The 22,169-nt window shown below is 69.3% G+C and carries 14 protein-coding genes; 4 read left to right on the plus strand and 10 right to left on the minus strand.

Annotated elements, in window-relative coordinates:
* Positions 1-73 precede the first annotated feature (73 nt).
* The 3 genes from haaA (at position 74) to haaN (ending at position 2,021) form a co-directional block, all read left to right on the plus strand.
* Complete coding sequence (gene haaA / locus ACZ60T_RS08920; RefSeq protein ID WP_469665345.1) at positions 74-277, plus strand: HaaA family cyclophane-containing RiPP peptide; 204 nt, start codon at positions 74-76, stop codon at positions 275-277.
* Positions 278-290: 13 nt separating this feature from the next.
* Complete coding sequence (locus ACZ60T_RS08925) at positions 291-1,451, plus strand: FxsB family cyclophane-forming radical SAM/SPASM peptide maturase (RefSeq protein WP_469665346.1); 1,161 nt, start codon at positions 291-293, stop codon at positions 1,449-1,451.
* A 90-nt stretch (positions 1,452-1,541) separates the two neighbouring features.
* Positions 1,542-2,021, plus strand: a complete 480-nt coding sequence (gene haaN, locus ACZ60T_RS08930; RefSeq protein ID WP_469665347.1) for a cyclophane-containing RiPP N-acetyltransferase HaaN — start codon at positions 1,542-1,544, stop codon at positions 2,019-2,021.
* A gap of 1,101 nt (positions 2,022-3,122) precedes the next feature.
* Here haaN and ACZ60T_RS08935 read toward each other — a convergent pair.
* The 6 genes from ACZ60T_RS08935 to ACZ60T_RS08960 form a co-directional block, all read right to left on the minus strand.
* A complete protein-coding gene (locus ACZ60T_RS08935; RefSeq protein ID WP_469665348.1) occupies positions 3,123-5,324 on the minus strand; it encodes a DEAD/DEAH box helicase in 2,202 nt (733 codons plus the stop codon).
* On the minus strand, positions 5,321-6,658 hold the full coding sequence (gene brxD / locus ACZ60T_RS08940) for a BREX system ATP-binding protein BrxD (protein ID WP_469665349.1): 1,338 nt from the start codon (positions 6,656-6,658) through the stop codon (positions 5,321-5,323). Before brxD ends, ACZ60T_RS08935 begins: the two co-directional genes overlap by 4 nt.
* Positions 6,655-9,486, minus strand: a complete 2,832-nt coding sequence (pglZ, locus tag ACZ60T_RS08945) for a BREX-2 system phosphatase PglZ (RefSeq protein WP_469665350.1) — start codon at positions 9,484-9,486, stop codon at positions 6,655-6,657. The genes brxD and pglZ overlap by 4 nt, the downstream gene beginning before the upstream one ends.
* Complete coding sequence (locus ACZ60T_RS08950; protein WP_469665351.1) at positions 9,486-13,613, minus strand: BREX-2 system ATPase PglY family protein; 4,128 nt, start codon at positions 13,611-13,613, stop codon at positions 9,486-9,488. Before ACZ60T_RS08950 ends, pglZ begins: the two co-directional genes overlap by 1 nt.
* Before the next feature lie 160 nt (positions 13,614-13,773).
* Positions 13,774-14,208, minus strand: a complete 435-nt coding sequence (locus ACZ60T_RS08955; protein ID WP_469665352.1) for a hypothetical protein — start codon at positions 14,206-14,208, stop codon at positions 13,774-13,776.
* Positions 14,208-14,357 (minus strand): hypothetical protein, encoded by a 150-nt coding sequence (locus ACZ60T_RS08960; RefSeq protein WP_469665353.1) that lies wholly within the window; start codon positions 14,355-14,357, stop codon positions 14,208-14,210. The genes ACZ60T_RS08955 and ACZ60T_RS08960 overlap by 1 nt, the downstream gene beginning before the upstream one ends.
* A 157-nt stretch (positions 14,358-14,514) precedes the next feature.
* On the opposite strand from ACZ60T_RS08960, the gene ACZ60T_RS08965 reads away from it, so the two are divergent.
* Positions 14,515-14,811 carry a GntR family transcriptional regulator gene (locus ACZ60T_RS08965; RefSeq protein WP_469665354.1) on the plus strand — a complete coding sequence of 99 codons (297 nt, stop codon included), beginning with the start codon at positions 14,515-14,517 and terminating at the stop codon, positions 14,809-14,811.
* A gap of 53 nt (positions 14,812-14,864) precedes the next feature.
* Here the strand turns inward: ACZ60T_RS08965 and pglX are convergent, their stop codons facing one another.
* The 4 genes from pglX to ACZ60T_RS08985 all read right to left on the minus strand — a co-directional run bounded on the left by pglX (position 14,865) and on the right by ACZ60T_RS08985 (position 22,163).
* Entirely contained in the window at positions 14,865-18,668 is a 3,804-nt protein-coding gene (pglX, locus tag ACZ60T_RS08970; protein WP_469665355.1) for a BREX-2 system adenine-specific DNA-methyltransferase PglX, read from the minus strand.
* Positions 18,669-18,787: 119 nt separating this feature from the next.
* Positions 18,788-20,263: a hypothetical protein gene (locus ACZ60T_RS08975; RefSeq protein WP_469665356.1), complete on the minus strand. Its 1,476-nt coding sequence runs from the start codon at positions 20,261-20,263 to the stop codon at positions 18,788-18,790.
* On the minus strand, positions 20,260-21,678 hold the full coding sequence (locus ACZ60T_RS08980) for a KGGVGR-motif variant AAA ATPase (RefSeq protein ID WP_469665357.1): 1,419 nt from the start codon (positions 21,676-21,678) through the stop codon (positions 20,260-20,262). Before ACZ60T_RS08980 ends, ACZ60T_RS08975 begins: the two co-directional genes overlap by 4 nt.
* Positions 21,678-22,163, minus strand: coding sequence for a hypothetical protein (locus ACZ60T_RS08985; RefSeq protein ID WP_469665358.1), 486 nt, complete (start codon positions 22,161-22,163; stop codon positions 21,678-21,680). The genes ACZ60T_RS08980 and ACZ60T_RS08985 overlap by 1 nt, the downstream gene beginning before the upstream one ends.
* Between the last annotated feature and the right edge of the window lie 6 nt (positions 22,164-22,169).

The following is a 22,169-nucleotide window of genomic DNA, read 5'->3' on the forward strand; positions in this document are numbered from 1 at the left end:
TTTGCGGCTGATCTGTCGCTTCAACCCCGTCGCACCGTGCCGCCTCCGGCACGTACCCCACGAGGAGTGTTGAATGCTGTCGCCCACGTCCAGCACCGAGCCACACACCACCACGCCTGTCGACCAAGCGTCCGGGGAGCCGACGGCGGCCGGCACCGCCGTCCTGGACCGTGTTGCCGCCCGCGTCCGGCAACGGCTGGAGGCCGAGGAGGTCACGACGGGCCGGATCGGTGACGGCGCCCACGCGGCCTCGCTCATCTGGCCCTTGCCGCTGTGAGCACGTCCCTTCGATGACAGAACCCGAAGGCCACGTTCCGTTCCGGACGTTCATCCTCAAGGTCGCCAACCGTTGCAACATCGACTGCGACTACTGCTTCGTCTTCAATTCCACGGACCAGGCTGCGCGACGTCTACCCGCCCGAATGGACCTCGCTGTGGCCCGGACTGCCGCCCGGCGGATCGGTGAGCACGCCTCCGCACACAGCCTTCGAACCATCCACGTCGTACTGCACGGTGGGGAACCACTGCTCGTCGGCACCGGGTACATGACCGATCTACTGGAGGCCATCCGGGACGGTGTGCCGGCCGGGACCCAGGTCCTCTTCGAGCTCCAGACCAACGGGACCCTTCTGTCCGGCGCCTGGCTGGATCTCTTCGAGCGGTACGAGGTGGTGGTGGGCGTCAGCCTCGACGGGCCGCCGAGCGTGAATGACCGGCACCGGCTGACCCACGCCGGGCGGTCGACCGCCGCCTCCGCCGAGCGCGGCATCGAACTCCTGCGGTCGCGGCCACACCTGTTCGCGGGACTGCTCGCCGTCGTGGACCTGGCCAACGACCCCGTAGAGGTCCACGACTACCTGGCTGCCTTCGAACCGCCCGTGATCGATTTCGGCCTACCGCACGCGACCCACGACGACCCTCCGCATCGCGCCGACCCGAGCGTGCCCGAGTACGGGCTGTGGATGAGCAAGGTGTACGACGCCTGGCTCGCCCGGCCCGAGTACCGGCACAGCGTCCGGATGCTGGAGGACATCGTGGCCCTCAGCTCCGGCGTGCGCGGCTCGGTGGAGACGCTCGGCCTGGCCCCGCCGACGAGCATCGTGATCGAGTCCGACGGCTCCATCGAGGCCGTGGACACCCTGCGGTCGGTCGAGGAGGGCGCCTCCTGGCTCGGGCTCGACGTCCTCCACCACTCCTTCGACGAAGCTCTGGCCCATCCGAAGCTGCTGCACCGGCAGCACGGCAAGGACGCGCTCGCCGAGCAGTGCCGAGCCTGCCCGCTCGTGGACGTGTGCGGCGGTGGCTACCTCCCGCATCGTTTCAGCGCAGCACAGGGCTACCGGAATCCCTCTGTCTACTGCGCGGACCTGGAGTGCCTCATCCGACACGTCCAGGGCTCCCTGCGACGGCACGGCTGGAACCCCTACGCGCAGGCCGCCTCATCGCCGTAGGCGCGTGTGCCGTATCGCCACGGGGAATCACGCGTTGGAACGAACAAGTGCAGCAGCGACCGAGCTACCGAGGAACTACAGGAGGCGCCGATGACTGTGACGATTCGACCTGCGGAGAAGCGGGACGTCCCGGCCGTGGCCGAGCTGATCGAGGAGATCGAGCGGTTCTACGGGTCGATCGACAGCGACATCCAGCCGCTGGAGGAACGCCGCACCCAGGTCGAGGAGGCGCTCTTCGGCTCGCCGCCGCTGGCCTCCGCACTGCTTGTCGAGGACGAGAGCGGAGACATCGTCGGACTCGCCGCCTACTCGTTCCTCTGGCCGGCCGCCGGCTCCTCACACTCCCTGTTCCTCAAGGAGCTATACGTCCGTGACACGCTCCGACAGCAGGGCATCGGAGCCCGCCTCATGGACGAACTCCGCGCCATCGCCGCGGCACGCCCAGGGTGCAGCCGCATGGAATGGATGACCGACAGCGACAACCCAGGTGCGCGGGCCTTCTACAAGTCACTCGGGTTCGCCGAGTTCGACGGGAAGATCGTCTACCGGGTCGACTCTGGCACCGCGTGAGGGTGAGGCGAGACCAGTGGGAGAAGAGCGCTGCGCCGAGTGCGGCAGCAAGATCGTCATCGGACTCGGGTGCGAATGTCCACCAGGCTCGTCCGCGTCCGCGCCCTCGCGCTCGGTAGGCACGTTCGTGAGGAGGGAGTGGGGTACTCACCCGGATGACACGATCCTGATCTCTCCGAAGCAGTGCGCGCACAGGCCCGGCTGGTGCGACCACATGACCGAGGACGACGTACGGCCACCGCAGTGGGGGTGGATCCCGAATCCTCCGCTCGGGCTCTGGGAGCGGTTGAGCAGTGCTTCTCCAGCGACGGCCACCGCGGGCAATCCAAGGCGATTGGCCGTGCGGAGGTGCACCACCTGTGAAACGAACCTCGCACAGAGCTGACCATCGCGCTTCGATGCCGCTCTGTTCTCGCTTCGGCGGGCGCGGCCTCACTTGCCAACGACCGCGCCCAGGTGGTCGTCACGCCGCTGGGCCTCCGTAAGGCCACGGAAGCCGACGGCGTCGACGACCGCCCCACGGCGTCGTGATCAGCGCGTTGGTCTGGGCCTGCCAGGCAGCGAGGGTCGTCGTGCCCTCCTCCAGATGGCCCGTCATCACGCGCCGGGGCGAGGACCCCGGCCGCCCTCCTCTATTCGACCGCGGCCAGTGCGTTGGGCCAGCCCTCGCACAGCACACGGCTCTCGAAGGGTGGCCGCCCGTGTCGATGTACGTCTCGCCTGCCTCCCAGACGGCATCGTCGACGTACCTCCGTGCGCCGGCCACGCTGTGGTCGGCGGTCTCACCGAGCGACGCGGGCGAGCAGGGGCGCGCCCGGGGCAACTCGTGCGGTGCGGTCTGCCTCAGGCTGCTGCTCATTCCGCGTGGCTTTGTTCACGAGGTTCGCGTGAACAAAGCCAGTTGGCGTTCAAGTCCAAGCGGAGGTTCAGGGCGGACCGGCTGCCAGTGGGCCCACCTGCCGCACGACCTGCCGCAGAAAAGTGCTTCCGCATGCCCGTGTGGTCTTGTGCTGCTGAACCTCAGTGACGTGGTTACACCGGCCTTTACGATGTTCGTTCGGCTGAACCATCCTCTGGAGCACCATACGCCTCGACCGTGGTCTACGGGCGGTTGAGGGTGGTGAGGCGTATCGGCTCGGTGAGGACCGCGCGGGCTCCATCCTCGTCCGCGGTGCGCGCGGCAAGAGTCGCCTCGGCAAGCCGGGCGGGGAGTGCGTCCGAGAACTTGAGGCCGCGCACCGCCCGCCCGTCGACTTCGGGCAAGCACAGTCGCAGTGTGGCCTCCGTGACGGCCGCCTTCCAGCGAGCCGGTGTCAGATCGTCGCGCAGGCAGATCCAGTGATCCTCGAAGCGGTGCTTCGGAGCCACGACGGACGACAGCGAGGCGGCCAGCGTGGCATTGGCGCGATACCCGGCCCACGTCCACCAGCGGATGTCGCCGCCTGCGCGCCGGGTGATGGCTGTCCCGCCTGGGTGCACGGTGTGCAGACGTCTTTCGCGGGCCTCGGTGAGCCTGACGGTGGCTCGTTTCGTCAGGCGTACGGGAGGATCCTGCCCCAGCAGGACGTCGCGGGCCGCGCGGGTCAGCGCGAACGAGCGAACGCGTTCGCCACCGAAGCCGCTCCAGCGGGCGCGGCCTCCTCCGTCGGCCGGTTCCACGTAGCAGCGCCTACGACGCCAGTCGATGTAGGTCACCAGCCAGCTGCGCCCGGCCAGCAGCAGCTTGCGCGGGCCGGTGACCTCCTCGGTGAGCAGGTCCGGATCCGCACGGCCGATCTCGGTGCGGCCGGTGCAGACGGTGAACTCGGGCGGGGCGGTGAACACCGCGGTGAGGTTCATGAAGTGGCGATGCCCGTAACGGCGTTCGGCCTCAGGACCGATGAACAGCAGATCCCCGTCCTGGTCCAGATATCCCCGCTCCACCAGATGGCGCGCTACGGGTTCCGCGCCGGGCCCGAACGGGCCGATACCTCCCCACCACTCCTGCCAGAGGTTCTTGCCGACCCGGTGTTCCTGCAGGCACAGGGCCAAGAGCTGCTGGGCCACCAGGTGACAGGGCTCCGGCGGGGCCACTACCGGTTCCACCCAGCCGCGGGACCACTGCAGAAGGAGGGCGGCTGCCGAGAGCAGACCGGCATCGTCGAGAGCGAGGAACAAGCAGTTGCGGGTGGTTCCGGGACGCCGTCCTGTGCGACCGAGGCGCTGGAGAAAGGAGGCCACGGTGGGCGGTGCGTCGATCTGGATGACCCGGTCCAGGTCGCCCACGTCGATGCCGAGTTCCAAGGTGCTGGTGGAGACGATCACGCAGTCGCGTGCCTCGGCGAAGGCCTCCTCGGCACGCCGACGCTCGTCCACGGACAGGGAGGCATGGGACAGGAAGGTCGTCACACCCTTGAGGCGCAGCTGTTCTCCCAGCTCTTCGACCGTACGGCGGCTCTCGCAGAAGACCAGGCGTTTCTCGCCCCGGTGCAGGGCAGTGATGACGGTCGCCGCGTTGGCAACGGAGCCGACGTAATCGAGTTCAACGTCTCCGAGGGGGGTCGGTGGTGATACCTCGGGCGCGGCTCGTCCTTGCGGGGCGGAGCCGGTGAGGTGGGGAGCGACGACCCGGGCGGCGCGGCGCCCGCGCCTCGAGCCCTGGAGCCAGGTCAGCAACTCACTGGGGTTGCCGACGGTGGCCGACAGGCCGACCCGTTGCAGCGGGCGCCCGGCGACACGGCTCAGGCGCTCCAGGACGGCGAGCAGATGCCAGCCCCGGTCGTCGCCCGCGAAGGCGTGTACCTCATCGACCACCACGGCGTGGAGCCCGGAGAAGAAGGCCCGGTGGTCGACGTGGGTGCTCACCAGCATGGATTCCAAGGACTCTGGCGTGGTGAGGAGGATGTCGGGACGGTCGGTGAGGATGCGGCGCCGCTGGGGCGTGGTGACGTCACCGTGCCACAGCTCGGTGGTGCGACCGAGCCATTCCGTGTAGGTCCGCAGCCTGGGCCACAGGTTGTTGAGCAGGGCTTTGAGCGGGCACACGTACAGCACACTGGTGCCCTTCCAGCCGTGCCGGTTCATGCGCGTCAGCAGGGGAAAGACGGCCGCCTCGGTCTTGCCGCCTGCCGTGGGGGCGAGCACTACGGCGTCCTCGCCGCCGAGGAGCGGTTCGACGGCCGCCTCCTGGAGCGGGCGCAGAGAGCGCCAGCCCAGCGAGTTGACGATGTGGTGGCCGAGGACCGGGTCCAGGAGGTCGAGGATGTCGACCGGCTCCCCCTCGTCGGCCGGTTCCCTCAAGCTCCCGCTCCCCGGTTCCGTCATGACACGTCCAGGTCCAGCTCGATCTCCCCGGCGCTGACGGCCGCGCTCTGCTCGGTCTCGGTGAGTTCGGCCCGGTTCAGGGTGAGGGCGTAGTGCGCCCGAGGATCGAAGTCCGGGAACTCCTCGACCCGGTCCAGGACGTCGGCAACCAGCTTGCGCAGGTACAGGCGCGGGGCGACACCGACCTTGCCGCCAAGCGACCCGGCGACCGCGCGGGCCAACTCGTCGAGGTAGGCGTCGGAGACCCGCGCGGTGATGCGTTCGGGGTTGCGGGCGACCCCGGCATACAGGTCGCGCGTCTTGCGCCCCAGTGCGCCGAGCGCCGGCAGGTCGAAGCCGGGCAAACGCAGCTGGACGGCGCGGGGCGAGTCGAAGCGGGGGTCGGTGGTGAAGTCGGTGGCAAGGCGCTGGGCAAGGGGTGCAAGACGCTGGACGCCCTGTTGCCCGTCGTAGAAGGCGGAGGTGCCGGTGATGACGAGGAAGAGACCGGGGAACCGGCCCGCGTCGATCTCGTCCAGGAGCTGACGCAGCGCGTTGAGGGACTTCTCCCGTACGTCGGAGCGCACCCGCTGCAGAGTCTCCACCTCATCCAGGACAAGCAGCAGACCGGGGTGCCCGCAGTCGCGCAGCACGGTCAGCAGGCCCTGCAGGAAGCCCAGGGCGGCGAAGTGGTCGAGGTCGCCGCGCACGCCTGCGGCGCGTTTCGCCGAGGCTGCCACGGAGCGCTGTCCGCCGAGCCAGGCGATCAGCGCCTCGGCGTGTGCGCTTTCGCCGCAGGCCACGGCCCGCCGGTAGCCGCGCAGGGCAGCGGAGAAGGCCGGGGTGGTCCGGGCGACGGCGGCGAGCCGCTGCTCCAGCAGCTCGTCCACTGCCCTCGCCAGGGCGGTCTCGTCATCATCGGCGATGTCGCCGCCCGCGAGGACCTCTTCCTCCAGGGCATAGAACCAGGAGTCGACGACCGCCCGGAGCGCGGACGGCTGGTGTGTGGCGGTGGCGAGCCGTTCGACGAGCCGACGGTAGACAGTCTCCAGCCGGTGCAGGGGCGTCTCGGTCTCGGAGATCTGTACCTCACTGACGGCGAGGCCGCGCCGCTTGGCACGCTCGGCGAGCCAGCGGGCGAAGAAGGTCTTGCCGGAGCCGTACTCGCCGCGCAGCGCGTGGAAGGCTGAACCACCCCGCGCGACGGTGGCGAGGTCGTCATCGAGCGTGGTCTCGAAGCGCTCCAGACCGACGGCGAGCAGGCCGAGGCCCGCCTGCGGGACGGTGCCCCGTCGCAGCGCGTCGACGACGTCCCTGCGCCGCGCCGGGCTCACTGCCGATGCGGGTGTGCTCATGCGGCGTCTCCCAGGAACTGTTCTTCGAGGAGCGCCTTGTTGAGCTGGACGGTACGACCGGACTCCACGAGCTGGACTACGGGATAGCCATCGACGTTGAGCAGGCGCTCCAGAACCGTGGCGAAGCGCTCCGGGTTACGCTGCGACCGGCCGGTGACGGCCTGCGCCGCCGCGACGACCGCGCCGGGCGACAGCTTCCCGCCCGCCGACACGAGCGCGTCGATCGCGGCGGCGACCGCCCGGTCGCCCTTGGCGTCCTGCACGCCGCGGACGAACTCGCGCTGGGCCTTGTATGGCTCGGAGTGGACGATCCGGTCGCCAAGGCCACCCCGCGCGGACGACCCGGGCACGGCCGAATCCTCAGGCTCGTTCCGCGCCGCCTGCACCGCGGACTCGCTGGCTCCGCCAGACGGGGCAGGTACGACGGAGGCGTCGGCCCAGGAGACCACGGCAGTGCCGGCTGCGGCGATCTCCGCGGTCGCGGGCCGCTCCGCAGAGGTAGACGTGCGCACGGGTCCGCCATGCCACCAGGGCGGTGCGACGCGCTCGGCCGGCAGCAGCGTCCACCCCTCGGGTACCAGCTCGGCGGACGGGACCACGGTGATCACCGGGACGGTGACCTCGGCGAGGGAGGCGCCGCCGTGGTATCCGGCCTGCCGGGCCGTGTAGCGCAGGTCCTCACGCCAGGGCAGGACGACCCGGCCGCCGCCCGCCCGCACGCGGGGACCGGAGAGGGCGATCTCGCCGTCCCCGGCGGTGCCGGTACGCCACCGTGCCCCCTCCACTCCGTCGGCGACGGTCGGCTGGTGCCCCCGTGGGGTGCGATCGAGGACATGGCCGTGGTCGGAGACGAGGACGACGGGCCTGCCGTAGTCGCGTGCCGCGTTCAGCAGGTACGGCAGCTTCGCGATGTCACCGAGGCGCCAGCGCCCGCGGGCGATCCCCTCTCGGCCGTCGGCCAGGGCGTCGTCGATCGTGTTCACGACGACGGCGACGATGTCGTCGGACGCCAGGGCCTGCAGCAGCTCAGGCGCCAGCCGGTGACCGGGGGGGCCTTCGTAGCCGCCCTTGTGGAAGAGCTGGGCGCCCCGGTCGCGGTGCCGCCTCTTCCAGAAAGCGGTGAATCCGGCCCGTTCCTTATCCTGCCCGCCTTCCTCCGGCCGACCGCACAGCAGCGCGGTCCGGCTGGTCCTCGTCACCGACGGCAGCATCGACACGGCGGCCTGCCGGGCGGGCTCATCGCCCGGCCGAGGCCGGGGCACCACCTCGGTCCACACGCGCCGGTCGAGCTCCCCGGCAAGCTGCACGGCCACGTCCGCGCTCATTCCGTCCAGGACAAGCAGCAGGGGCCTGCCGCCGCCCCGGGCGAACGGCGCAACCGCCTCCGCCAGGACGTTCTCGATGAGCAGGGCACCGCCCGGTGCCTGCTGGGAGGCGCTTTCCGTCCAGACGGCCAGCCGACGAGCAAACACCTCGTCGAGCCGGGCCCGGCGAGCCCGTACGGCTCCTATCAGTCGCTCGTAGGCGTCCGCTACCGCCGGGTCCCGGAAGTCGTCCCCCTCGGCCAGGATGCTGACGGCCAGGTCGGCCCACCCTGAGGAAGCCAGCTGGGCCCGGACGGCGCGGTCCACCGAGGTGGTCGAGGGCAGGGGCGTGTGCAGCCAGCGCACCAGACGCACGGCGGTGCGGGCCGATTCGGTGGAGTCGGAGTAGACAGTGCCGAGCTGATGCTTCGTCAGCTCGCGGAAGGCGGTCTCCGCAAGGCCCACCGGTCCGTCGAGCAGGCCTGCGAGGGTGCGCAGCCGGCCCCGGTAGCCGGACGGGAGGAGCCGGTCGGCGCCGAGCAGAGGGCTGAGCCGGGCCTCCGTGGCGAGCCGGTCCGCATGATCCAGGACGGTGAGGACGCGTTCGCGCGCCTCGTCGCGCTGGGAGCCGCTGCCCTCGGCCTGCGCGATCCAGCGGCTGAGCACACCGGTCGCCGCGTCGGCGAAGGGCCGCAGCGCCTCGAAGGAGGGCAGGGCCGGGCCGAAGAGGGTTCCCAGCGCGAAGCCCGCGGCTTCCGGGGCCGTGGCGGACAGCGCCGCGGACGCGAGCGCCCCGAGCGGCAGGGCGTCCTGACCCCGGCCATCGGCGGCCAGCGCCATCAGGGTAGCGGCGGCGGGCCCCACAGCCCGGGTGAGCCACTCCGCGATCCCGTGCCGCTCGGCGGCGGGCAGTGCGGCGTAGGAGGCGGGACCATGCATGGTGCGGGACCAGGTGAACAGGGTGTCCGCGTCGAGGTCGAGGGTGTCGGAGGCCGTGTCGCCGAGCCGGAGCCGCTGCGCGAGCAACGCGCGTACAGCGCGGTCGCGGGTCAGGACGGCGCCGGCCCGCGGCCAGCCGCCGTCCACCGGTTCGGCCTCCAACAGCGCGTCGAGTAGCCAGCGTTCGCCGGACATACGGCTGTCCAGGTCGGTCGCGCCGAACAGCTGCTTGACGATGTCGGCGCGGTCGACGGACAGCGGGCGGCAATGCACGGCGTGGGCGCGCAGGTCCCAGCCAATCTGGTCGGCGGGGACCTGCCCGGTGACAACGAGCACGTCGTCACCGGCCGGGTCCGCCTCGCTGCGATGGCGCTGCCAGGCGTCCGCGATGCCCAGCAGAGAGTCCTGGTCGGTGACCCGGACCCGGTGGTGCCTGCCCTCGGCGCGGACGGTGAACTCGGCCTCCCGGCCGCGATCCTCGTAGACGGCGTCGACGAGGACCAGCCGCCTGCCCTCGGCCCTCGGCAGTTCGGCCTGGAGCAGCACCTCGATCGCGCGGCGGCCGACGACGGGGCGTGGAGCCATCAGTGCCCACCTCCGGCCCCGTCACCCACGTACCCATCGTCTCCGGCTGCCAGGCCCTTGCCACCGGCCGGGAACAGGCTGTCACCGTCCCGGCCGTCCTGCCCGGCGGCCGGCCGACTCCCGTCAGTCGTCCTGTCGACGGCACGCCAGACGATCTCTACGGCCGTGTCCGGGTGCTCCGCGCGGAACTCCTCGATCTCCCGCCGTACGGCCGTCAATTCGGCGCTGAGCACGGCTTCCAGCCCTCCGGTGCCGACGCCGATGACCCTCCGGGCGGCGCGCGTCGGCAAACCGGCCGCTCCCGTCGCCGTACCGTACGGTTTCCCGGTCGGCGCCTGCCCGGCTCCCGTCCCGTCGGCGGGGTCAACGGGATCAGCCGGGCTCGAGGGCACGGGCGGGTTCCCGTGCTCCGAGAGCGGGATCTGCTCCGGGCCGGGGGCGGGCGGCTGCGGCGGGAGGGGGGCCGTCCGCTCCGTGCGGAGCGCCGCGTCGAGGATGGCCATGGCGGTCTCCGGCGCCGCGCCGAGCACGGGCACCAAGGGGCGTTCGAACTCGGAGGCACGGGCCGCCTCAGCGATCTGGTCGAGCAGCCGCCCGGCGCGGTCGCCCACGCTGTCGTCACGGTCACGCAGCCCTTGGACGCTCTTCAGCAGCCGCCAGTCGGTGGCGTCCAGAGCCTGGAGAACGGCCTCGGCGCTCTCCATGGTGTGGGCCAGCTCCCGGGCGGGTGTCTCGTGGGACACCTTCGCCAGTTCTTCGATCAGCGCGGTCGCGTCGGTGCCGTGCCGGCTCAGCCGGGCCAGCAGCGCCGCGGCCTCACGCAACATCGCCGTGCGCGGGGCGGGGGCGGCACCGTCCAGTCCGAGCAGGTCCGCGTGCCGTTCCAGGGTGCTCCGCAGACCCGAGACGTGCTTCTCCAGCTCCTCGACCCGATCGCGTACGCCGGCGGCCAGGCTGTTCACGTTCCGCGCGTAGGGATGCGGCTTGGCGGGCACACCGAAGAGACGGCCGGCGTGTTCGCGGGCGGTCTCGTACGCCTCCTTGTCGGGCAGCGGCTGGGCGCGTAGTGCCCAGCCGGGGCCGATCGACGCCAGGTCGGGAGCCGGGGCCTCGCGGCCCGTGACGTCGACCCAGACGCGGTCGTCGAGGAGGGCGTACGCGGCGATGAGGAGGTTGATGATCTGCGGGTCGATACCGGCGTATTCGAGCGGCTTTCCGGTGATCCAGCGGCGGATGTCCTCCACGCTCAGCAGCTCCCGCTCGCCGTTCTGGGCGGCGGCCTGGTTGATGCGGGTGCGCCAGTCGGCACGCAGTACGAGCGGGCCGTCGTGGACGGTGCCGAGTTCCAGCGGTTCCACGATCCGCTTGACCGTATACAGCTGACGGTCGTCGACTTCGACGCGGCCGTCCTCGTCCATGGCCCGGGTGATCCACTCCAGGGCGGTCCGCAGGTCGCGTAGGGTGACCGCCTCGCGTCGGCCTGAGCGGTCGGTGCCGAAGTCGGGGTGCTTGGGGTACAGCGCCGTGAACATCCCGTCGGCCAGGTGCAGGACGTTGTCGGAGAACGTCTTGCCGCCTTCGGGTTCCGGGCGGGGGAACTCCGGCTGAAGTGACAGCACATGGCGGCCCTCGACCACCTCGGCGGACTTGGTGCCGTCCGTCGGTGCGGAGATCCCGTACACCTCGCCGAGCGCATCGACGAGGGTGCGCGTCAGGGCGTCGCGGCCGACCTCCAGCTGGCGTCGGATCTTGGCCCGGTCATCGGGCCCGTAGTTGCCGGTGAACTCGTCCAGCCGGTTGCGCTCCAGCAGGAAGTTGATCCGGACGAGCTGCCCGAGCTGGGCCCTGCGCTGCTCGGAGAAGAAGTCGGGCAGCCACACCAGGGTGGGGGCGGTGACGGTCTCCTTCAGCTTCTGGAACCGCTGGTAATCCCAGGTGGGGAACCGGTTGTGGTCCTCGTCGAAGGGGTAGTCGGCGACGAACCGGATGTGACCCTTCGTGCTGGGGACGAACTGCTCGTCGGAGAGCTTGCGGGCGTCGGCCACGTTACCGAAGACGAACTCCACGGTCCGCTTCGTGCCCTGCCAGACGATCTCCCGCTTGTCGACGAACTCGCCCTCCTGGACACCGAGGAGTTCCCACAGCCGGTCACGCACCCACATCCGGCGCGGTCCGTCCTTGTCCTCCCCTTCCACCCGCTTGAGCAGCGGCTCGATGTCCAGGTCGGACAGGTGCAGGGAGAAGACGGGGTCGGTGTCGCCCTCGCTGCGCAGCTCGGTGGGGAACTCGCCCTGCAGCGCCTTCATGCGCTCGACGACCTTGTCGCCGACGGGCACGGTCCGCGAGTGTACGGAGCCGTGGTTGAGCGCGGCGAGCCGTGCGCCGCTGAGCCGGCGCAGCGCCGGCACGTCGGGCGCGAGCGCGGCGAGCAGCAGCGTCTTCACGAAACGGTCGTCGGCGAGGAAGTCGGCGTTGGTCTCGTCCCGGCCGTACTTCCGCAGCAGGACCTCACGGGCCTTGGCGTGGAACTTCACGGCTGCTTCGGACTCGTGCGCGAGCTGGTCGGTGAAGGCCGCGCCGGTGCCGTCGACGAGGACGTCCCACAGGTCACCGAGCGGGATGAGTCTGCCGAGCGGGGCGTCCGCGTTCTTCTCGAGCAGCTGCTGGACCAGCTTCAGGCCGCTGCGCTCGCGCTGGAGCGCGCCGGACAGCGCCACGAGCACGTTCAGCAGGGCGGGCGAGAGGGGGTAGACGGCGCGGAAGTCCTCCCAGCCGGCGCGGGTGGCCCCGCCGTCGTCCAGCAGGATGTCCTTGACTTGCTGGTTGGAGTTGTCGACGCCCCTGAAGGCGGACTGGAGCACCTCTTCCTGGCCGTTCCGGGGCTTGAGTACCCGCTCCTTGATGATCTCCGGGAGGTTGCGGTCCTCCAGGTTGATGACGGTGAAGCGCTCCTTCAGGTACTCCAGCGCCTGTTCCATGTTCTGTACATCGGAGCCGAGGATGTCCTTGCCGACGAGCTGGGACAGATCCCGCTGGCGGGAGATGAAGGAGACGATCGGCACGGGCCGGTCGGCGTTGCCGGACTCGATCAGCTTGACGAGCTTCTGGATCTCCTCGTTGACCCAGGTGCGTTCCCGCATCCGGGCCTGGAGCCACAGGATCAGCTCGTCGAGGAACAGCACCACGCCGTCGTAGCCGAGGGTGCGGGCGTGCTTGCTGATCTCGCTGAGTCCGTCGTCCAGCGACACGTACGCTTCCGCGCCGCCGGCCGCGCTGGCCGCGTAGGACTTCATGGGGCCGCTGATGAGCGCGGTCACCAGACGTTCGCGGACGGAATCCCCTGCGGGGGCGGAGAAGGCGCGACGGAGTTCCTCACCGGTCCACGACGCGGCGGTGAAGGTACCGATCGGTGTCAGTCCGTCACCCCCAGCGGCCGGTGCGGGGGTTGCCTCGATGGGGGCGAGCCCGTCACTCGCGACGGTCTGCGCGGTCGTCGCGGCAGGTAGCAGCCGTACGAACGCCTCGTCGCCCAGCGACTCGCACAGCGCGCGGGCGTCCGCGAGCAGTGAGTCCGCCTTGAACACCGAGGGCGTGGACTCCGCCGGGTGCAGCTCGCGTACGGTCTTCACGTAGCCGCCGAGCAGCGCGGACTCCAGGTTGGCCGCGCCTACCAGGTGGTACGGCACCATGAGGAACTTCCGGCCAGGCAGCCAGTCGTGATGCTCGGCGATCACCTCGCGCAGCCGGTGCTTGGTACGGACCCCCGGGTCGCCGTTGAGGACGGCGTGCAGCACGGTCAGGAAGTGGCTCTTACCGGCGCCGAATGATCCGTGCAGGTAGGCGGCGTACGAGGTGTTTTTCCGCACAGCTGCGCGGACCAACCGCAGCGCCTTGTCGAACTCTTTCGCGAGCTGTTCGGTGACGACGTAGTCCGCCACCGAACCGGCCGATTCGGCGCCGAAGCCCTGGGACAGTGCGATCTTGAAATCGCCGGCGTGAGCGTCCTCCTTGATGTCGAGAACGTCCCTCAGCACGACCTTGCTGCCCCTGGCCATCCGCCGCTCCAGCTCCCCGTTCGAATCCCGCCCGGCCGTACGGCCGACTATCCGGCGGAGCCAGGCGATCACCCAGGCCCCGCACGCCACCCTCCATCCTGCCAGCTCGGGCGGGGCGGCAGGGGTGGTGTGCGGGGATGGGGCGGTGATGACCGGTCTGAGGATTGAGGCTATCGGCGAGCCCGATCGGGCATGGCGAGAATGTCCGCTGTCGATTCGGTGGCGTGGGCGGTCATGGCCGATGGGCCCCTTCGTCGCGACGTGATGACGACCATAGTCCGCTCCCTTGGTTTCGCGTCGGCTGTCCGGAGCGGGCGCCGTCGTTCTCGGCACCTGGGTCCGCGGCGTCGGCGTCCACGTCCGGTGTGGGCAGGCGCTGGCCGCGGGACTCGGCAACACGCAGGGCATCCCTCAGGCACTCGGCGAGCCGAATCCCGACGTAGCGGACCTCGGTGTACGGCGAGGTGGGATCGTCCAGCACCGTGCGGGCGAGGCCGAGGATGTCGGTGGCGGTGGCGAGCTGTACGGCTTCCAGGTCATCGGCGAGGCGCGAGAGATAGCCGCCGTTGCCGTCCGTGGACAGGTAGCAGGGTTTGCCGTCCGGTGAGGGCCAGGGAAGCAGGCGCAGGGGAGTCGGGTGTGGGGGGTGGTGTGCCGACGGGTTCATCAGGCGGCCACCCCCTCGGTCGCCGGGGCTCCGATCAGGTGCTGGTCGAGGTGGGGTGCGGGTTGATGGCGGATGCGGCGGTGTTTGCCGGTTCCCGAGGTGAGCAGGAGGCTCAACCAATGGGCGGTGCGGCGGATAAGGTCGGGCATGTCGACGCTCCTTGGAAGCGTTGGCCGCACCCCGGGAGGTCTGAACCACCTCGCCGGGGCCTTTCATTTCGACGCTACATCGAGCTATAGCCCTCTGTATACAAGTACAGAGGGATCCACTCGATCGTTGAGGTGACTACATCTCTACGTTGGACGTATGAGCGATACTGAAGCACCACGGCCCATGCTTGACCCTATGAGTGCGAGGCCGCTCTACGTTCAGTTGGCCGACGTGATCGCCCGCAAGATCAAATCCGGGGAACTGGCACCAGACAGGCCCATCCCCTCGGAGAATCACCTCGCCGATGAGTACGGCGTTGCGCGTTTGACGGCTCGGCGTACTGCGCAGGAGCTGCGCGAACGAGGGCTCATCGTCACCGTGCGCGGCAAGGGATCCTTCGTCGTCGAGCAACCGCCCAGCGACGACGCCGAAGGGGGCGAACCAAGCGACTGAAGGGGCCGCGCGACAACGCGGGGCCCCTTCAGCGTCACCGCATGCCCTGGTGGCTACTCGGTGGCCGACCGTCGGCCACCCTTCTTCTTCTCGGGGCGCCAGTCGCGGAGGTCGGATTCCGCGAGGTGACGGTTGGCGCAGCCGCGGTTCAGTGCGGTCTGGAACTCGCGGGCAGGGTTGTCGCCCCATTCCTCGTCGTACGCGTCGTACCACTGGCGAACCCAGGGCATGACCTCCATAAGCCCAGCCAGCAACGGTACGAAACGCGGGTCCTCCCTGGACCAACCGTCCACATTCTCACGGTCGTTGACGAGGTTCACCAGCGCCTCGGCCTGGTCGCGATGGTTCCAGCCGGCCCAGCCGAGGAGGAGGGACGGGTCGCCGCCTGGGGAAGCGCCGGGGTAGGAGATGAACCGCTCCTTCGGCACGTCGAGCTTGCCGCGATGGGACCAGTACGAGTGCTTCAGGAAGTCGGCGCCCGTGTACTTCGGGGGCACCTTGATGTCCCGTCGCTCCCCGGTGCGATCTTCCTCCCGCTGCTCTTCCCACACCCGCTCCCACTGGGCACGCTTGCGCAAGCCGGACTCCTTGTAGCGGAGGGCGGCGAGGTACGGAACGTGCTCGGGCTCGATGACCGCCGCGAGAACGGTGGCGAGGGAGGCGTCGGGCTTGCCGAGGTGGTCGGTGGCGTAGAGCGCGGCGACGGCCTGGACGTCCTCGTCGTGGCGCAGGGCGTCGGCAAGTTGGAAGACGGTGAGCGTGCGGGGCGAGGTGTACTCGCCCCGCTCCTCGAACCACAGGTCCTCCCGCTCGGCAGCGCCCAGAAGCCAGGCACGGAGAGCGACGTCCTCGCGCTTCTTCCAGGGCTCGGTGGACCAGCGGCGCTTGTACTCGGGACGCTCGAGCAGCCGGATGTCCTTGTTGGACCCGATGATGTCGAGCCGGGCCTTCACGACCTCCTTGTAGGCGTCGGGCCAGTCGTCCAGTACGTCAGCGACGGCAGTGCCGGTGGAGCCGTGCCGTTCGAACCAGGCGGTCTCGACTTCGCCGGCGTCGACCTTCCTCTTCAGGACCATCTCGAAGGCCCGCTGCCCGAGTTCGAGCTGCGGTACGTCTGCGTCGCTCAGCTCGGCGGGGTCACCGGGCAGCGTGGTCCGGGCGACCTCTTTGGCCGTGAGCAGGCCGTAGGAGCCGTACACGGTCCAGTCCAGCTCTTCCTGGAGGAGGATCATGCGGGAGCGAATGCGGTCCTGGGCAGCCTTGGCCTCGTCCAGGGCAGCACGAGTGGGCGTGTCGGAGGCGGTGGTGACAGAGGGTTCGTGCTTGGCCAACTCCTGGGCCAGGTGGTCGAGTTCGCGGTTGTGGGCGAGGGGGAGGGATTCAGGGAGGGGGAACTGCTGAAGCCGCGTGGAGCTGAACTGGTAGAAACGCTCCCAGGCTTCGAAGGCCCACCGGTTACCGCCACCGCTGTTGTTATCCGCACCTCCCTTTTGCTGAGCGACCTGCTTCATCCAGAAACTTCCGGTTGATGAATTCATCAACCCAAGCAGCTCAAGATGCTCTTCTTCACTCGCTGCATCGGGCAGCTTGATCACCGGTGCAGTCTGCTTAAATACCTTTCCTCCGCGATCCAGGGCGAAGTGATTATGCGTGGCCACCTCTCCGTATGCAATACCGAGCGGAATGGCGTAGCGCTCAGGGTGCCATCGACTCCATTCGTACCAAGTGAGCCCGATTTCCTCATGGGTGCCTCCAGGCTCCCGACGCTCGCGCAGTTCTTCTCGAAGTGCCCATAGGAGATGTTCGAGATGGGGATCACTTAGATCAGCTGAAAGGTCACGGTCGTACGGGAAAAGAGCTTCCGCGTCGGCATGGAGGCTCCAGTCCCGAATGACGTTACCTTCGACCAGCGGAACGGTATGCTGCGGTCGCACTCTGTAACGGCACCATGTCCCAGGAGGAGCGAAATAGGCAGCGTCAGCCCCGGTATGAGCCGTTCGACCGATGAGACGTACGCGAGCGTCCAGCTGGATTCGGGAGGCTTGATGGAGCTGAGTCATGAGCGTATGCGAGCTCCCACCCTGCAAGGACCACGGGAAGGTGCGAAATCGTTCTCGTTCGGCATCAATGACCGAAATCCACTCGGACTCACTCCCCGGCTTACATACCTGCCCAGTGATAGCCGCCCACACTGGGCCAAGTGTGCCTTCCTCGGGAATGCCGGCCTCGCCTCGAATGCCCAAAACCGCCCGAATCGGATTCGCTTGCCGTGCCATCTGGTGCCGCCCAACAAGAATGACCGTTGGCGTTCCATGCCCGGGAATATAAGCACCCGACGTGTCGATAATGTGCGTTAGCTCAACACCTGGGTAATCGTTCCGTCGCTTGGTGTTCGGATCCTTGTAGGGCCCACCATGGAAGAACGACTCGATAAGAACCTTGCCAAACTCCCGCTTCATAAACGAGTTGGCCGTGATCTGACCGGTGAAGCCCCCATCCCGATGACTACCACCCGCCCGCACCGCCAGCTCGAAAATCCGCTGCGCGAACGGAACAGACAGCGCGTACTGTCGCGAGCACGCCCAGTACGCCTTCCGATAGTTCTCGTTCTCCTGCTTGTCCTTCACCGTGATGTACGGCGGGTTCCCCACCACCACGTGATACGACCCACGCCCCAGCAGGTCCACCTCGTGCACGTACTCCTCGACGTCCTCCGTCCGGTACGTGAACGCCTCACCCCGCTCGACGTCGTCCAGGGTCTGCCCCGCTCCCTGTCCGGCGTCCCGCCCATGCAGTAGCGAGTCCGCCACCGCCACCCGCACCGGCATCGAAGGGGCCCGGCGCAGTTCCCGCTCCCCGCCCTCCTTCAGCGCGGCCACCAACAACCGGAACCGCGCGATAGACACCGCGTACGGGTTCTTGTCCGCGCCGTGGACCGACTCCAGGGCGCGGCGGATCAGTACCCACCTGTCCGTACCGGGCTCCAACTCCCGCCACTTCGCAAGCAGCCGGTGGAACATGCCCAGCAGGAAGTGCCCCGACCCGCACGCCGGGTCGATGCAGCGCAGCCCGCGTACCTGGCCGTCGTCGTCCACCTCGCCCCGCCAGCGGGCCGGGCGGTGCTTCCAGATCGGGTCCAGGCCGAACTCCTCCACCGCAGGTTCCAGTGTCAGGTCGAGGATGAACTCCTCCACGAAGACCGGCGTTTGAAGCAGTGCGTAGGTCTTGCGGGCGTACTCGGACAGGTGTTGGTAGAGGTCTCCCAGGAACCGCGTGTCCAGCTCGGGGTCGGTGAAGTCGTAGCGGATCTCGCCGTCCGCGCCCCGCTCGCGCCAGAAGGCCAGCAGTCGGCGGGCGGCGGTGTACGACGGCGTGACCTCCCCCATCGGGTTGTGCCGTTCGTCGAAGAGGGCCGCGGCCGTGGGGTGGGCGTCGGCGAGGGCCTGGAAGGACAACCTCAGCCAGTCGCGGTCGTTCTGCTCCGGGTGGGTCCGGAAATGGTCGTCGTGGCGGTCCTGGGCTTCGGCCAGCCGCTCACCAGGGCCTGACAGCCAGGCGTCGGAGATCAGACCGTTGTCCTCGCTGAAGCGGACGAAGACACAGGCCAGCACCCACGCCGCGGCGATCTGGACCAGGCGGTCCTCGAGCCAGCTCTGGTAGTGGGCGGCGGTGCGCTCCGACTCCAGGGCGCTCTGGTACTCGATCCGCAGCGGCCCGTCGAACTCATCCCGCGCCGCCCGCTCTCGGAGGTCTTCCACCAGCAGTGCAACCTGCTTCTGCAGGTCCTTGCGCAGCGCCTCCCACTTCTCCCGGCTCAGCGACGCGCCCCGCTCACCACGGGCTTCCTCAGACGACACCGGCGCAACCTCTCCATCCCCGACAAGCCTGCCGTGGCTACACGGCGGTACCGACCATCCTGCCAGCCTCCTGCAACAAACCGGGAGCGGAGGGCGACCCCAAAGGTTCCGTCCCCGGCCTACGCCTTCGGCCGCGGCACGCCCCCCTTGCGGCCCAGCCCGAACGCGATCCGGTACACGTCCGGCAGGTCATGGCGGCCGTCGCTGCGGGGCTTGGTCATCACGCCCAGCTCGATCAACTCGGTGATCAGCCGCGGCAGGTCGTTGGGGTCGCGCGGGCCCGTGCGGACCTTGTCGGGGGTGTCGGCCTGGGCGTACTGCGCGCTCTCCCTGGCCAGCGCGGCGGGCAGGTTCACGTCCTTCCACACACTGAGCACCGTCGGCTCCGGGATCGGTACCTGGTAGTCGGCGAGCGGCTCTATGGCCAGCCGCACCCAGGGGGTGTCCTCCTTGACCTCCTTCACGCGCCGTACCGACGCCTGCTGGACGCCCGCGCGGATCGCCTCGTGATGCAGGGCCCGCTCGTGTGCGGGATAGCGGGTCCGCGTGGTCTCGGCCGCAGTGGCCAGGGCCTCCAGGAAGCTACGAGGGCTGACCTGCCCGAGGCCGTCCATGAGGTGGTTCGGCAGCCAGTCGTAGGTCCTGCCCCGACGGACGTTGTTGCCCATGAGCGGGTCCGCGATCTGCTCGAAGACGCGTTTCTGCGTCTCCGCGTCGCCGGACAGCAGCGGCGGCGGGGCGTGACGGACGCCGTCGGCCTCAGGGAGCCAGCCTCCGGTGGTGATCCTGCGGAACCGCTCCGCTACGTCCCCCTCCTCGTTGCCGAGGTAGTGGAACAGCAGGCCGTAAAGGTCGACGTGGGTCCATTCCAGGCGGGCCGCGTAGGCCGACAGCTTCGAGGCGTCGGCGAAGTGGTGGCTTGCCGCCTCGAACATGTCCGGGCGTACGAACACCTTCAGGCGGATACTGCGTGTGACGAACCGCATCTGGAGGGCCAGCCTCAGGATGCCACCGACCAGCCGGTCCGCCTGTCGGCGGTCGCTGTGCAGGTGTTCCAGGGCGTCGAAGAGCAGCAGGTGGACGATGTTCTCGTCGTAGGCCTGGCGGTCCGCCTGCTCGATGGTGCGCTCGGCCTGGCCGGGATGGGCGCGTACCCAGGTGATCTTGTCGGACCATTCGGTCAGCCCCAGCAGGTCGGGCAGGCCGAGTGCGGTCAGCAGGACCGTGTACCAGATGTCGTACGGGTCCTCGCCGGCTTCCAGCAGGCTGCCCAGAACCAGCGGGCCGGGGTAGCACTCGGACCGCATGGCCAGGCCGTACCCGGGGTGGACCCGAAGCCGGTTGAGGCGGTTGATGCGGTACTCCTTGGCGGCAACACCGCGCAGGGTCTCGTCGAGCAGCGACCAGTACCAGAACGTCTTGCCGACGCCCCGGCCGCCCTGCACCACCACGTTGTCGACGTAGAGGGCGCTGCGGTGCGAGTCAGGAGTGAAGAGCGTGTGGGGCGTTGGGCGGCGGGCGTCGGCCGTGATGACCTCCGCCAGCGCCGCCGACAGCAGGTCCTGGCACTCGCGTGCGGACAGGGCCTCGGTCATCGCGTTCCTTCCTGCTCCCCGTGGCCGTCCAGGGCGCCCTCGATCAGCGGGATGACGGTGGCCAGGAACTCACCGTACGCGGCCTGGACAAACGCCCGGTCCCACCAGTCCGGCGCGTTCACCGAGTCCATGCCCACCAGACCCTGGTCGAACAGGATCGGGACGGGCGAGTGCGGGGCCCAGTCGTCGTTCAGGGTAGGAGCGAAAGGTACCCCGGTGAGCGCATCGCCGGACGAGCCGTCCTCTCCCCCCACTTCGCCCGGCGCCACCTCGTCGTACAGCAGCGAGCAGCGCGCGTAGGCATTCCCCCGGAACGATTCCAGGTAGTCCTCCATCGGGAAGTGCACGGAGTCCGGCACCATCGACGCCACCATGCGCAGCTTCTCGCGGATGCGGGGCGCCTGGCCGGTGGACTGCCACGCGGCGAACAGGTCGCCGTAGCCTGCCCAGGTCTGGGTGTTGTCGGCTGCAAACAGCAGTGCGGTGTCGCACAGTTGGGAGATCGTCACGGCGGCGATGTCGTGGATACCAGCTCGGCTGTCCAGGAGTACGACGTCAGGACGGCGGCCGGTGTCGCCGTCTCGCTCGATCGCGTCCTCACACGCTTCGATCGCCTGCTCCAGCCGACGTCCGAAGGGGGTGCCGGGCAGGTCGGAGTAGACGCGGTTCAGCTTGTCGACGTAGGTGTACGGCATGTTGGGCGTGCCCTGGCCTCGGGCGGGGGCCACCCACAGTTCGCCATAGCGGTTGCGGGGCGCGTAGGCGGTGCGCGTCACGCACTCCAGACCCTCGGTGTTGTCCACCGCGGCCTCCACCAGATGGTCCACAATGCCGTGGCGGGGCAGGTTGCGGCCCGCGAGCAGCGGGCCCGCACCCGGTGACTCCAGGTCGAGGTCGATCACCAGGACGGCGTGACCCCGGTCGGCCAGACGCCGGGCGAGGACCGCGGTCGCCGTGGTCCGGCCGACGCCGCCCTTAAAGCCGTACACCGCCGTGCGGTGGCCTCGGGTGCGGACCGCGTCAGGGTCGGGTGCGCTCACCCTGGCCCAGTCCTCGCCGACCACGGTGTTGTCGAGGAAGCGGACTGTGCCCGCGCCCTGGGCAGCAAGCCCGGCGGTGTCGGCCACCGCCCGTCGGGAGCGTAGTACGGCGTCGGCGGAGAACATCTGCGAGGCTCGCACCACCGGCTCGCCGGACCGGTACCGGCCGAGTCGGCCGGTGAACTCCGCCTCCCAGGAATCCAGGAGCCGGGCCGCGTCCTGCTCCCTGCCGGTGTCATCGACGACGAGGGAGAAACGGCCGAGCACATCCCTGACCAGTACGACGTCGAAGCCCTGCCCGGCTACGGCGCGCGCGGCCTCGGCGGCGTACTGCCGCGCCGCGTCAAAGCGGACGGGGAGGGGCAGAGGCGTCATCACGTGAGCTTTCCATTGCGTCGGGCCTCTTGGTGCAGGACGAGTATGTTGTGCGCGGCGGTCCGGCGCCGCTCCACCACCTCGGCTTGGGCGTAACCGCCGTCGTAATAACGGAACTTCACATGCCACTTCTTGAAGACACGCAGGTCGCTCTCGAGTACCGCGTGGAGCGGTGCCCCGGTCCGGCCGTGCGCCAGCAGACCGATGTCCCTGATCAGCTCGTTGACATGGCCGAACTCGATGATCCGTTCGGAGTCCCCGGGATACTCGGCCCACGGCTTGGACGACGGCTTCGCCTCGCCGGGCTTGGGGTCCATGCTCACCTCGGTGAACCGCAGCAGCAGGCTCTTCGCCGCGCACTCGGCCGCGAAGCCGTAGAGATGGTCCGCGGCGGGCAGCCGCCCGTCCTTCTGTAAGTAGTCGGCATCCCAGAAGTGACGATCCGCGGCGGAGGCGAAGTGGTCTTCCTGCTCGAGTTGCGGCACACGATG

The organism is Streptomyces sp. NPDC104371 (assembly GCF_055583785.1).